General features: G+C 66.7%; 19 protein-coding genes. All 19 read left to right on the plus strand.

Annotation, left to right across the window (positions count from 1 at the left end):
* Positions 1-24 precede the first annotated feature (24 nt).
* Positions 25-558: a hypothetical protein gene (locus tag IEZ13_RS21730; RefSeq protein WP_229794866.1), complete on the plus strand. Its 534-nt coding sequence runs from the start codon at positions 25-27 to the stop codon at positions 556-558.
* A 427-nt stretch (positions 559-985) separates the two neighbouring features.
* Positions 986-1,360 (plus strand): 30S ribosomal protein S12, encoded by a 375-nt coding sequence (rpsL, locus tag IEZ13_RS21735; protein WP_014440718.1) that lies wholly within the window; start codon positions 986-988, stop codon positions 1,358-1,360.
* A gap of 1 nt (position 1,361) precedes the next feature.
* A complete protein-coding gene (gene rpsG / locus IEZ13_RS21740) occupies positions 1,362-1,835 on the plus strand; it encodes a 30S ribosomal protein S7 (protein ID WP_183222828.1) in 474 nt (157 codons plus the stop codon).
* Positions 1,836-1,920: 85 nt separating this feature from the next.
* Positions 1,921-4,017 carry an elongation factor G gene (gene fusA, locus IEZ13_RS21745; protein ID WP_183222829.1) on the plus strand — a complete coding sequence of 699 codons (2,097 nt, stop codon included), beginning with the start codon at positions 1,921-1,923 and terminating at the stop codon, positions 4,015-4,017.
* 118 nt (positions 4,018-4,135) lie between these two features.
* Positions 4,136-5,329: an elongation factor Tu gene (gene tuf, locus IEZ13_RS21750; RefSeq protein WP_183222830.1), complete on the plus strand. Its 1,194-nt coding sequence runs from the start codon at positions 4,136-4,138 to the stop codon at positions 5,327-5,329.
* A 359-nt stretch (positions 5,330-5,688) separates the two neighbouring features.
* Positions 5,689-5,997, plus strand: coding sequence for a 30S ribosomal protein S10 (gene rpsJ / locus IEZ13_RS21755; RefSeq protein ID WP_007073037.1), 309 nt, complete (start codon positions 5,689-5,691; stop codon positions 5,995-5,997).
* Positions 5,998-6,009: 12 nt separating this feature from the next.
* Positions 6,010-6,660 carry a 50S ribosomal protein L3 gene (gene rplC, locus IEZ13_RS21760; RefSeq protein WP_183222831.1) on the plus strand — a complete coding sequence of 217 codons (651 nt, stop codon included), beginning with the start codon at positions 6,010-6,012 and terminating at the stop codon, positions 6,658-6,660.
* Positions 6,657-7,304 (plus strand): 50S ribosomal protein L4, encoded by a 648-nt coding sequence (gene rplD, locus IEZ13_RS21765; RefSeq protein WP_183222832.1) that lies wholly within the window; start codon positions 6,657-6,659, stop codon positions 7,302-7,304. The genes rplC and rplD overlap by 4 nt, the downstream gene beginning before the upstream one ends.
* Positions 7,301-7,603, plus strand: a complete 303-nt coding sequence (gene rplW / locus IEZ13_RS21770) for a 50S ribosomal protein L23 (protein WP_183222833.1) — start codon at positions 7,301-7,303, stop codon at positions 7,601-7,603. Before rplD ends, rplW begins: the two co-directional genes overlap by 4 nt.
* Positions 7,604-7,617: 14 nt before the next feature.
* Entirely contained in the window at positions 7,618-8,457 is an 840-nt protein-coding gene (gene rplB / locus IEZ13_RS21775; RefSeq protein ID WP_183222834.1) for a 50S ribosomal protein L2, read from the plus strand.
* Positions 8,458-8,469: 12 nt separating this feature from the next.
* A complete protein-coding gene (rpsS, locus tag IEZ13_RS21780; protein ID WP_014687760.1) occupies positions 8,470-8,751 on the plus strand; it encodes a 30S ribosomal protein S19 in 282 nt (93 codons plus the stop codon).
* A 37-nt stretch (positions 8,752-8,788) separates the two neighbouring features.
* Positions 8,789-9,232, plus strand: coding sequence for a 50S ribosomal protein L22 (gene rplV / locus IEZ13_RS21785; protein WP_183222835.1), 444 nt, complete (start codon positions 8,789-8,791; stop codon positions 9,230-9,232).
* Entirely contained in the window at positions 9,232-10,059 is an 828-nt protein-coding gene (gene rpsC / locus IEZ13_RS21790) for a 30S ribosomal protein S3 (RefSeq protein ID WP_183222836.1), read from the plus strand. Before rplV ends, rpsC begins: the two co-directional genes overlap by 1 nt.
* Before the next feature lie 3 nt (positions 10,060-10,062).
* Positions 10,063-10,488, plus strand: a complete 426-nt coding sequence (rplP, locus tag IEZ13_RS21795) for a 50S ribosomal protein L16 (RefSeq protein ID WP_127545789.1) — start codon at positions 10,063-10,065, stop codon at positions 10,486-10,488.
* Positions 10,488-10,721, plus strand: a complete 234-nt coding sequence (rpmC, locus tag IEZ13_RS21800; RefSeq protein ID WP_183222837.1) for a 50S ribosomal protein L29 — start codon at positions 10,488-10,490, stop codon at positions 10,719-10,721. The genes rplP and rpmC overlap by 1 nt, the downstream gene beginning before the upstream one ends.
* Complete coding sequence (gene rpsQ, locus IEZ13_RS21805; protein ID WP_183222838.1) at positions 10,718-10,993, plus strand: 30S ribosomal protein S17; 276 nt, start codon at positions 10,718-10,720, stop codon at positions 10,991-10,993. The genes rpmC and rpsQ overlap by 4 nt, the downstream gene beginning before the upstream one ends.
* 94 nt (positions 10,994-11,087) lie before the next feature.
* Entirely contained in the window at positions 11,088-11,456 is a 369-nt protein-coding gene (gene rplN, locus IEZ13_RS21810) for a 50S ribosomal protein L14 (protein ID WP_007073026.1), read from the plus strand.
* On the plus strand, positions 11,453-11,776 hold the full coding sequence (gene rplX / locus IEZ13_RS21815) for a 50S ribosomal protein L24 (protein WP_183223037.1): 324 nt from the start codon (positions 11,453-11,455) through the stop codon (positions 11,774-11,776). Before rplN ends, rplX begins: the two co-directional genes overlap by 4 nt.
* Complete coding sequence (gene rplE / locus IEZ13_RS21820) at positions 11,773-12,342, plus strand: 50S ribosomal protein L5 (RefSeq protein ID WP_183222839.1); 570 nt, start codon at positions 11,773-11,775, stop codon at positions 12,340-12,342. Before rplX ends, rplE begins: the two co-directional genes overlap by 4 nt.
* Positions 12,343-12,344 lie beyond the last annotated feature (2 nt).

A 12,344-nucleotide genomic window follows, 5' to 3' on the forward strand; every position in this document is an offset into this window, starting at 1 on the left:
CGTACGGGTGACATGCTTGGTGATATGACGCAGCCCCCGGGTCAGCCATACCAGCCGTCCTACGGCCCCTCGTACGGTCCTGGGCCCGGCTACGGGGCGCCGTCGCCGTACGGATCTCCCTATGCTTTCCAGCCGCCTCCGCCGCCGGTCTCGGCGGGCTGGCAGCCGGAGCGGCTGGAGCAGGTGACCGGGACCGAATTCGGTCTGGTCCATCTTCAAGTCGCGCCGATCACATCGGGGCCGGCCATCGGTTCGCTGACCGCCGGCATCGCCGCGATCGTGGTCTCCTTCGCGGCCCTCTGCTTCGGCGTGTCCGGCGCCGAGGCGGGCTGGGGCGGCTGGGTCGCCGGCGCGTTCGCGCTGCTCAGCGTCCTGGCGTGCGGGGGAGCGGTGGGCGCCGCGGTGATCGCCAGGCGGCAGATCGCGGGCACCGGTGAACCGTGGCGGGTCCGTTTCACCGGCCGTGGCCTGACCACCGGCGGGATTGTCTGCGGCCTGATCGGTGCACTTCTGGCGGTGCTGTCGTTAGCGATGGGGCTGACGTTGCAGTTGTCATGAGCGGACACCGGCTCTCGAGGCCGCTGCGGCGCCCGGATCCGGCACCGCGGCGATGGTGTGCTGAGCGACCCGGTACACTGGTATACGGAGATGTCCATCGTGGGAGCCTGGGCTCATTTTGACCTGGGTGCGCAGGGTGGGTAGTCTTTCCCCTCGTGCCCGGGCTCGCCCGGGCAACTCGTGCGTGCACCCGTTTCGGAACGTGCGACGGGTAGAGCACCACGACGGGCAGGGCTCAGTGAAGGCCCTGCTCACTACAGACAACATCCGGAACGCGTGAACCTTCACGCGCGATGGGACCGTGAGCCGGACGACACGCCCGACCGCGGGTGCCGGACGCTTCCTGAGGGAAGCGGCCAGCACACAGAGGCAGAAATACACGGTGCGGCCGTAAACAGGAAGCGGCCGAAGGGAGCGGAGAAACCCGGTGCCCACGATCCAGCAGCTGGTCCGCAAGGGCCGCCAGGCGAAGACGAGCAAGACGAAGACGCCGGCGCTGAAGGGAAGTCCTCAGCGGCGCGGCGTGTGCACGCGCGTGTACACCACCACCCCCAAGAAGCCCAACTCTGCGCTGCGCAAGGTCGCTCGTGTGAAGCTCAGCAGCCAGATCGAGGTCACGGCGTACATCCCGGGCGTCGGTCACAACCTGCAGGAGCACTCGATCGTGCTCGTGCGCGGCGGCCGTGTGAAGGACCTTCCGGGCGTTCGCTACAAGATCGTTCGCGGTTCGCTCGACACCCAGGGTGTCCGGAACCGCAAGCAGGCCCGCAGCCGTTACGGCGCGAAGAAGGAGAAGAGCTGACATGCCGCGTAAGGGACCCGCTCCGCGCCACCCTGTGGTCGCTGACCCGGTGTACAACTCCCCGCTGGTAACGCAGCTGGTCAACAAGATCCTCGTCGGCGGCAAGCGTCAGCTCGCCGAGCGCATCGTGTACGGAGCCCTCGAGGGCTGCCGTGAGAAGAGCGGTGGCACCGACCCGGTGGTCATCCTCAAGCGCGCGATGGACAACGTGAAGCCGACCCTCGAGGTCCGCAGCCGCCGTGTCGGTGGCGCGACCTACCAGGTTCCGGTCGAGGTCCGCACCCCGCGTCAGACCACTCTCGGTCTGCGCTGGCTGGTCCAGTACTCCAAGGCCCGCCGCGAGAAGACCATGATCGACCGCCTGCAGAACGAGCTGCTCGACGCCAGCAACGGCCTCGGTGCCGCGGTGAAGCGTCGCGAGGACACTCACAAGATGGCGGAGTCCAACAAGGCCTTCGCGCACTACCGCTGGTAAGACCCTGCTGCGGGCCCGGCCTCCGGCCGGGCCACGGCAGTCGTACCGGTCCTAGAGACGACGACGAAGAAAAGTAGGGATGGAAGTGGCCGCCGCAGAAGCGCTCGCCAAGGTTCGCAACATCGGCATCATGGCGCACATCGACGCTGGTAAGACCACGACAACCGAGCGCATCCTGTTCTACACCGGCATCACGTACAAGATCGGCGAGGTCCACGAGGGCGGCGCCGTCATGGACTGGATGGAGCAGGAGCAGGAGCGCGGTATCACCATCACTTCCGCCGCCACCAAGTGCGAGTGGAAGGGTCACACGATCCAGATCATCGACACGCCCGGCCACGTCGACTTCACGGTCGAGGTCGAGCGGTCGCTGCGCGTGCTCGACGGCGCGGTGGCGGTCTACGACGGTGTTGCCGGCGTGGAGCCCCAGACCGAGAACGTCTGGCGTCAGGCGGACAAGTACAACGTCCCGCGGATGTGCTTCGTCAACAAGCTGGACCGGACCGGCGCGGACTTCTTCCGCTGCGTGCAGATGATGATCGACCGGCTGAACGCGACGCCGCTCGTGCTCCAGATCCCGATCGGGCTCGAGAGCGACCACATCGGTGTCGTCGACCTGATCGAGATGCGCGCGCTCACCTGGCGTGGTGAGACCCAGAAGGGTGAGGACTACGCGGTCGAGGAGATCCCGGCCGACCTCACCGACCAGGCCGCCGAGTGGCGCGAGAAGCTCATCGAGACCCTGGCCGACGTCGACGACGCGGTGATGGAGAAGTACCTCGAGGGCGAAGAGGTCTCGGTCGAGGAGATCCGGGCCGCCATCCGGCGCGCCACGATCGCCAGCAAGGCCAACCCGGTGCTCTGTGGCTCGGCGTTCAAGAACAAGGGTGTGCAGCCGATGCTGGACGCCGTTGTCTCGTTCCTGCCGTCGCCGCTGGACATCCCGGCCATCGAGGGCACCGCGACCGACGGCGAGACGTCGATGCTGCGGAAGCCGTCGAACGACGAGCCCTTCTCGGCGCTGGCCTTCAAGATCCAGACCGACAAGCACCTCGGCAAGCTCACCTACGTCCGGATCTACTCCGGCACGCTCGAGTCCGGTTCCCAGGTGGTCAACTCCACCAAGGACCGCAAGGAGCGGATCGGCAAGATCTACCAGATGCACGCGAACAAGCGTGAGGAGCGCGCCACCGCGCAGGCCGGCGACATCATCGCCGTCCAGGGTCTGAAGCAGACCACCACCGGTGACACGCTCAGCGACCCGGCGAACCCGGTCATCCTGGAGTCGATGACCTTCCCGGAGCCGGTCATCCAGGTCGCCATCGAGCCGAAGACCAAGTCGGACCAGGAGAAGCTGGGCACCGCGATCCAGCGCCTGGCCGAGGAGGACCCGACCTTCCGCGTCTTCAACGACGAGGAAACCGGCCAGACGATCATCGCCGGCATGGGCGAGCTCCACCTGGACATCCTGGTGGACCGCATGCGCCGCGAGTTCAGCGTCGAGGCCAACATCGGCAAGCCGCAGGTGGCGTACCGCGAGACGATCCGCGGCACCGTGGAGAAGCACACGTACGTCCACAAGAAGCAGACCGGTGGTTCCGGCCAGTACGCGAAGGTCGTCGTCAACGTCGAGCCGCTGTCGCTCGAGGCGGACGGCCCCACGTACGAGTTCGTGAACGCGGTGACCGGTGGTCGCATCCCCAAGGAGTTCATCCCCTCGGTGGACGCGGGCGCGCAGGACTCCCTCCAGTACGGCGTCCTCGCCGGCTACCCGCTGGTCGGCGTGAAGTTCACGCTGGTCGACGGTCAGTACCACGAGGTCGACTCGTCCGAGATGGCGTTCAAGATCGCTGGCTCGATGGCGATGAAGGAAGTGGCCCGCAAAGCCGACCCCGCGCTGCTCGAGCCGATGATGGCCGTTGAGGTCACCACCCCTGAGGACAACATGGGTGACGTCATCGGCGACCTCAACTCCCGGCGTGGCATGATCCAGTCGATGGAGGAGCGCCACGGCGCCCGCGTCGTCAAGGCTCTGGTGCCGCTCTCGGAGATGTTCGGCTACGTCGGCGACCTGCGGTCGAAGACTGCCGGCCGGGCTAGCTACAGCATGCTGTTCGACTCCTACGCCGAGGTTCCGCAGAACGTGGCGAAGGAGATCATCGCTAAGGCCACCGGCGCCTGACGCGTTGAGGCACGTGCGGCCTGTCGAGGGCCGCACGTGCACTGGCAGTCGACAGAGTCCTGAGCGCCTTATCGGCGTGCCGGGCGACAAGTAATGATCAGTCCACAGGAGGACACCAGTGGCGAAGGCGAAGTTCGAGCGGACTAAGCCGCACGTCAACATCGGCACCATTGGTCACATCGACCACGGTAAGACGACGCTGACTGCGGCCATCACGAAGGTCCTGCACGACGAGTTCCCGGACCTGAACCCGTACACCCCGTTCGACGAGATCGACAAGGCGCCGGAGGAGAAGGCCCGCGGCATCACGATCTCGATCGCGCACGTCGAGTACCAGACCGCGGCGCGCCACTACGCGCACGTGGACTGCCCCGGCCACGCCGACTACATCAAGAACATGATCACCGGTGCGGCGCAGATGGACGGCGCCATCCTGGTGGTCGCGGCGACCGACGGCCCGATGCCGCAGACCAAGGAGCACGTGCTCCTGGCCCGCCAGGTCGGCGTTCCGTACATCGTCGTCGCCCTGAACAAGAGCGACATGGTCGAGGACGAGGAGCTCCTGGAGCTCGTCGAGCTCGAGGTCCGCGAGCTGCTCAGCACCTACGAGTTCCCGGGCGACGACCTGCCGGTCGTGCGCGTGTCGGCGCTCAAGGCGCTCGAGGGCGACCCGGAGTGGACCGGCAAGCTCATGGAGCTGATGAACGCGGTCGACACCGCGATCCCGCAGCCCGAGCGTGAGACCGAGAAGCCGTTCCTCATGCCGATCGAGGACGTCTTCACGATCACCGGCCGTGGCACCGTGGTGACCGGTCGCGCCGAGCGTGGCATCCTCAAGCCGAACGAGGAGGTCGAGATCGTCGGTATCCGCGAGAAGTCGACCAAGACCGTCTGCACCGGCATCGAGATGTTCCGCAAGCTGCTCGACGAGGCCCGCGCGGGTGAGAACGTCGGTCTGCTGCTCCGCGGCATCAAGCGCGAGGACGTCGAGCGCGGCATGGTCGTCGTGAAGCCGGGCACCACGACTCCGCACACGGAGTTCGAGGGTCAGGTCTACATCCTCTCCAAGGAGGAGGGCGGCCGGCACACCCCGTTCTTCCAGAACTACCGCCCGCAGTTCTACTTCCGTACCACGGACGTTACCGGCGTCGTCACGCTGCCCGAGGGCACCGAGATGGTCATGCCGGGCGACTCCACCTCGATGGCCGTGAAGCTGATCCAGCCGATCGCCATGGAGCAGGGCCTGAAGTTCGCGATCCGTGAGGGTGGCCGCACCGTCGGCGCCGGAACGGTCACGAAGATCATCAAGTGATGCTGAGGGTTGTTTGCGACACATTTTCCGTCGTGAGCAACCCTCGCTGGTGACCCCGATTAGCAATGGCGGATTCAATCCGGCATACTAGTCAGGTTGCGTCCGCGCGGGGTGGGTGCCTGCTTCGGTAGGGACCCACCCTCGCCGGGTGTCCGGGCGTGTTCCTCTGCCGCCCGCGGACACCTTAGATCCCCGTGATCGACTGAAGTGCTAGCACTTCGCGTGGGCTCCTTATGCCGAGGGGCGCGACACGCCCGACCGCGGGGGTCGGACAACGCAGGATCAACCGTCCTGCGGGCATGCGGAGGTCAACCCGCTTCCGCAGGTAGCGGCATCGAGAGAAGGAAACAGAAGCCACCATGGCGGGACAGAAGATCCGCATCCGGCTCAAGGCCTATGACCACGAGGTCGTCGACTCCTCGGCGCGGAAGATCGTCGAGACGGTGACGCGTACCGGGGCGCAGGTCGCGGGCCCGGTGCCGCTGCCCACGGAGATCAACCGTTTCTGCGTGATCCGTTCGCCGCACAAGTACAAGGACTCGCGCGAGCACTTCGAGATGCGCACGCACAAGCGTCTGATCGACATCATCGACCCGACTCCGAAGACGGTCGACTCGCTCATGCGCCTCGACCTGCCGGCTGGCGTCGACATCGAGATCAAGCTGTAGGGATCGCGACTAATGGACAGGCAAGTTAAGGGGATCCTGGGCGCCAAGCTCGGCATGACCCAGGTCTGGGACAACAACAAGGTCGTCCCGGTGACCGTGGTTCAGGCCGGCCCGTGCGTCGTGACTCAGGTCCGCACCGATGAGAAGGACGGCTACGCGGCTGTCCAGCTGGCGTACGGCGCCATCGACCCGCGCAAGGTGAACAAGCCGGAGAGCGGCCACTTCGAGAAGGCCGGCGTCTCGCCGCGTCGTCACGTCGTGGAGCTGCGTACGGTCGACGCCGGCGAGTACGAGCTCGGCCAGGAGGTCACCGTCGACGCGTTCGCGGTCGGCCAGCCGATCGACGTGACCGGCAAGACCAAGGGCAAGGGCTACGCCGGTGTCATGAAGCGGCACGGCTTCCACGGTCTGCGCGCGAGCCACGGTGTCGAGCGCAAGCACCGCTCCCCGGGTTCGATCGGCGCCTGCGCCACCCCGGGTCGTGTCTTCAAGGGCGTCAAGATGGCCGGTCGCATGGGTGGCAAGCGCTTCACCGTGCAGAACCTGGTCATCCAGGCCGTCGACACCGAGCGCAACCTGATCCTGGTCCGCGGCGCGGTGCCCGGTCCCAAGGGCGCGCTGATCCTGGTCCGTTCCGCGGCGAAGAAGGGCGGTGCCAAGTGAGCTCGGTAGACGTTTTCAACGCTGAGGGCGCGAAGGCCGGCTCGGTCGAGCTTCCCGGCAACGTCTTCGGCGTGGAGCCGAACATCCCGCTGATGCACCAGGTCGTCGTGGCGCAGCTGGCCGCGGCCCGGCAGGGTACGCACAAGGCGAAGACGCGCGGTGAGGTCGCCGGCGGCGGCAAGAAGCCGTACAAGCAGAAGGGCACCGGCCGCGCCCGTCAGGGCTCGATCCGGGCGCCGCAGTTCACCGGTGGTGGCGTCGTGCACGGCCCCGTGCCGCGCGACTACAGCCAGCGGACCCCCAAGAAGATGAAGGCCGCCGCGCTGCGTGGCGCCCTCTCGGACCGGGCGAGCGAGAACCGCGTGCACGTGGTCGAGTCCTTCGTCACCGGCGAGAAGCCGTCGACGAAGACCGCGATCGCGACCCTGCGCAAGATCGCCCAGACCACCAAGGTGCTGGTCGTCCTGGACAGCCAGGACGAGCTGAACTGGGTGTCGCTGCGGAACGAGCCGACCGTTCACCTCATCGAGGCCGGCCAGCTCAACACCTACGACGTGCTGGTCGCCGACGAGGTGGTCTTCACGAAGGCCGCACTCGACGAGTTCCTGGGCGGGTCCGAGAAGTCCGAGGAGGGCGACAAGTGAGCACGATCGCCGACCCGCGCGACATCATCGTCGCCCCGGTGGTCTCCGAGAAGAGCTACAGCGTTCTCGACCAGAACTGGTACACGTTCGAGGTCCGCCCGGACGCGAACAAGACCCAGATCAAGATCGCGATTCAGCAGATCTTCAACGTCCGCGTGCTGACCGTGAACACGGCGAACCGCGAGGGCAAGCGCAAGCGCACCAAGTCCGGTTGGGGACAGCGCAAGGCGACCAAGCGCGCGATGGTGAAGCTGGCTGACGGTGACCGTATCGAGGCCTTCGGCGGCCCGGTCAGCTAAGGGGTTTGTGAATCATGGCAATCCGTAAGTACAAGCCGACCACGCCGGGCCGTCGTGGCTCCAGCGTCGCCGACTTCGCCGAGATCACCCGGTCCACGCCGGAGAAGTCTCTGCTGGTCCCGCTGCCCAAGAAGGGTGGCCGCAACGTCCACGGTCGCATCACCACGCGGCACCAGGGCGGTGGCCACAAGCGGCAGTACCGGCTGATCGACTTCAAGCGGAATGACAAGGACGGCGTGCCGGCCAAGGTCGCTCACATCGAGTACGACCCCAACCGCACCTCCCGCATCGCTCTGCTGCACTACGCCGACGGTGAGAAGCGCTACATCCTCGCGCCGAAGGACCTCAAGCAGGGCGACCGCGTCGAGTCGGGTGTGGGCGCGGACATCAAGCCGGGCAACAACCTGCCCCTGCGCAACATCCCGGTCGGTACGACGATCCACGGTGTGGAGCTTCGTCCCGGCGGTGGCGCCAAGCTGGCCCGTTCGGCCGGCGTCGGCATCCAGCTGCTCGGCCGTGAGGGTGTGTACGCCACGCTGCGTATGCCCTCCGGCGAGATCCGTCGCGTCGACGTCCGCTGCCGCGCGACGATCGGCGAGATCGGCAACGCCGAGCAGTCGAACATCAACTGGGGTAAGGCCGGCCGTATGCGGTGGAAGGGCAAGCGCCCGACCGTCCGTGGTGTCGCCATGAACCCTGTCGACCACCCGCACGGTGGTGGTGAGGGTAAGACCTCCGGTGGTCGTCACCCGGTCAACCCGGCTGGTAAGCCGGAGGGCCGTACCCGCCGCAAGGGCCAGGAGAGCGACAAGCTGATCGTTCGCCGCCGCTACGCCACCCGCAAGCGCGGGTAACGGGAGTTAAAGATGCCTCGCAGCCTCAAAAAGGGCCCGTTCGTCGATGACCACCTGCTCAAGAAGGTGGAAGTCCAGAACGAGAAGAACTCGAAGAACGTCATCAAGACCTGGTCGCGGCGCTCGACGATCATCCCCGACATGCTCGGGCACACGATCGCTGTGCACGACGGGCGCAAGCACGTCCCGGTCTTCGTCACCGAGGCGATGGTCGGGCACAAGCTCGGCGAGTTCGCTCTGACCCGTACGTTCAAGGGTCACGAGAAGGACGACCGCAAGAGCCGTCGTCGCTAAGCAGATACACGGATCTGAGGAATTAGGAGCTACAGCGATGCCAGTCAAGGGCGACGCTCCGGTGCTTCCGGGCGCGCGGGCGGTTGCGCGGCACGTGCGCATCTCGCCGAACAAGGCGCGCCGGGTGATCAACCTCGTTCGTGGTCTGCCCGCGAAGGAGGCGCTGGTCGTCCTGCAGTTCGCGCCGCAGGCCGCTAGCGAGCAGGTCTACAAGGTGCTTGCCAGCGCCGTCGCGAACGCGGAGAACAACGAGCGGCTCGACCCCGACGCCCTCCTCGTGAGCGAGGCGTTCGTCGACGAGGGCCCCACGCTCAAGCGGTTCCGTCCGCGGGCGCAGGGCCGGGCGTACCGGATCCGCAAGCGCACGTGTCACATCACCATCGCGGTCGAGGCGGTCCAGACGGCCCGCCCGGCGAAGAAGGCCGCAGCCAAGAAGGCTGCGCCGAAGGCCGAGTCCCAGAGCACGGAGGGTGCCGAGTAATGGGTCAGAAGGTTCACCCCACCGGGTTCCGTCTCGGCATTTCCACCGACTGGCGAAGCCGCTGGTTCGCGGACAAGCTCTACAAGGACTACATCGGCGAGGACGTCAAGATCCGCCGCATGATGTCCCAGGGCCTCGAGCGTGCCGGCATCTCCAAGGTGGACATCGAGCGCACCCGGGACCGGGTCCGCGTCGACATCCACACCGCCCGGCCGGGCATCGTCATCGGCCGTAAGGGTGCGGAGGCCGACAAGATCCGCGGGAAGCTCGAGAAGCTCACCGGCAAGCAGGTCCAGCTGAACATCCTCGAGGTCAAGAGCCCCGAGTCGGATGCCCAGCTGGTCGCGCAGGGTGTCGCCGAGCAGCTGTCCTCCCGGGTCAGCTTCCGTCGGGCGATGCGCAAGGCGATGCAGTCGGCCATGAAGAACCCGATCTGCAAGGGCATCCGGGTGCAGGTCTCCGGCCGTCTCGGCGGCGCGGAGATGAGCCGCACGGAGTTCTACCGTGAGGGTCGCGTTCCGCTGCACACGCTGCGGGCCAACATCGAGTACGGCTTCTTCGAGGCCCGTACCACGTTCGGCCGCATCGGCGTGAAGGTCTGGATCTACAAGGGCGACGCCGTTCCGGGTCGGGAGGTCGTCGCCGAGGCGCCGGCTCGCCCGCGCCGGGACCGTGCCGACCGCGCCGAGCGTCCGCGTCGTGGCCGTTCCGGTTCGTCCGGCACGACCGCGGGCGGCACCGAGGCCGGCCGGGCCGCGCAGGCCCAGGCGTCCGCCGACAACACCGCCGCTGCTCCGGCTGCGGCTGAAACGCAGCAGGAGGGCTGAGCCATGCTGATGCCGCGTAAGCCCCCGAAGGGCTTCCGCAAGCCGCACCACCCGGACCGCAGTGGCGCGTCCAAGGGCGGCAACCGGGTCGTCTTCGGCGAGTTCGGTATCCAGGCGCTGGAGCCCGCGTACGTGACGAACCGGCAGATCGAGTCGGCGCGTATCGCGATGACCCGCCACATCAAGCGTGGTGGCAAGGTCTGGATCTCGATCTTCCCGGACCAGGCTCTGACCAAGAAGCCGGCCGAGACCCGGATGGGTTCCGGTAAGGGTTCTCCGGAGTGGTGGGTCGCGAACGTCAAGCCGGGACGGATCCTCTTCGAGATGTCCTTCCCGAACGAGACGATCGCGCGTGAGGCGATGCGCCGCGCGATCCACAAGCTCCCGATGAAGTGCCGCATCGTGACGCGCGAAGTGGGTGAAAGCTGATGGCAGCGGGCGTTAAGGCAGCCGAGCTCCGCGAGCTTCCTGAAGAGGAACTGGTCGCGAAGCTGCGGGAGGCCAAGGCGGAGCTGTTCAACCTTCGTGTGCAGCGTGCGACCGGGCAGCTCGACAATCACCGTCGACTGCAGGTCGTCCGCAAGGACATCGCGAAGATCTACACGATCATGCGTGAGCGCGAGCTTGGGCTCTCGGTCGCGCCGGATGAGGTGACGGCATGAGTGAGAACACCACCACCGCTCCGCGCGCTCAGCGCAAGGTGCGTGAGGGTCTCGTGGTCAGCGACAAGATGGACAAGACCGTCGTCGTCGAGGTCGAGGACCGCGTCAAGCACGCGCTGTACGGCAAGGTCATCCGCCGTACCCGCAAGCTGAAGGTGCACGACGAGCAGAACTCGGCCGGCGTCGGCGACCGGGTTTCGATCATGGAGACTCGTCCGCTCTCCGCCACCAAGCGGTGGCGCATCGTGGAGATCCTCGAAAAGGCCAAGTGAGTGCGCTGGGCCGGCTCCGGCCGGCCCAGCGGACCATCGTTCCGCCAAGCTTCGGGCCTGCGGCCCGGAGAACTGGCAGACATAGGAGACAGACGTGATCCAGCAGGAGTCGCGACTGCGCGTCGCCGACAACACGGGTGCCCGGGAGATCCTGTGCATCCGGGTGCTCGGTGGCTCCGGTCGCCGTTACGCGAGCATCGGCGACGTCATCGTGGCCACGGTCAAGGACGCCATCCCGGGTGCCGGTGTGAAGAAGGGTGACGTCGTCAAGGCGGTCGTCGTCCGCACCGCCAAGGAGAAGCGCCGTCCGGACGGCTCGTACATCCGTTTCGACGAGAACGCCGCCGTCATCATCAAGGACGGCGGGGACCCCCGCGGTACCCGCATCTTCGGCCCGGTCGGGCGCGAGCTGCGCGACAAGCGGTTCATGAAGATCATCAGCCTGGCGCCGGAGGTGCTCTGACCGTGAAGATCAAGAAGGGCGACACGGTCGTCGTCATCGCCGGCAAGGACAAGGGCGCGAAGGGCAAGGTCATCGCGGCCTACCCGACGCGGGACAAGGTCCTGGTCGAGGGCGTCAACCGCGTCAAGAAGCACGAGCGCATCCGCACGAACCAGCGCGGTTCGAAGACCGGCGGCATCGTCACTCAGGAAGCCCCGATCCACATCTCGAACGTGCAGGTGCTGGACGGAGACGGCAAGCCGACCCGGATCGGCTACAAGATTGACGAGAACGGCAACAAGGTCCGGATCGCGCGTACGACCGGTAAGGAACTCTCATGACTGCCGCCACCGAGACCAAGACGCTGCCGCGCCTCAAGCAGAAGTACCGCTCCGAGGTTGCGCCGGCCATCAACGAGCAGTTCAAGTACGGCAACCCCATGCAGATCCCCGGCCTGGTCAAGGTCGTCGTGAACATGGGTGTCGGCGAGGCTGCCCGGGACTCCAAGCTGATCGACGGCGCGGTTCGTGACCTGACCACCATCACCGGCCAGAAGCCGCTGGTGCGCCGGGCGACCAAGTCCATCGCGCAGTTCAAGCTGCGTGAGGGCATGCCGATCGGCGCGAAGGTCACCCTTCGTGGCGACCGGATGTGGGAGTTCCTGGACCGGCTGCTGTCGATCGCGCTGCCGCGTATCCGCGACTTCCGCGGTCTCGACGGCCGGAAGCTGGACGGGCACGGTAACTACACCTTCGGTCTGACCGAGCAGTCGGTGTTCCACGAGATCGACCAGGACCGGATCGATCGGCCGCGGGGCATGGACATCACGGTGGTCACCACCGCCACGACCGACGACGAGGGCCGGGCGCTGCTCAAGCTCCTGGGCTTCCCGTTCAAGGAGAACTGAGC

This window comes from Actinoplanes campanulatus, from assembly GCF_014647795.1.
Taxonomy (GTDB): Bacteria; Actinomycetota; Actinomycetes; order Mycobacteriales; family Micromonosporaceae; genus Actinoplanes; species Actinoplanes campanulatus.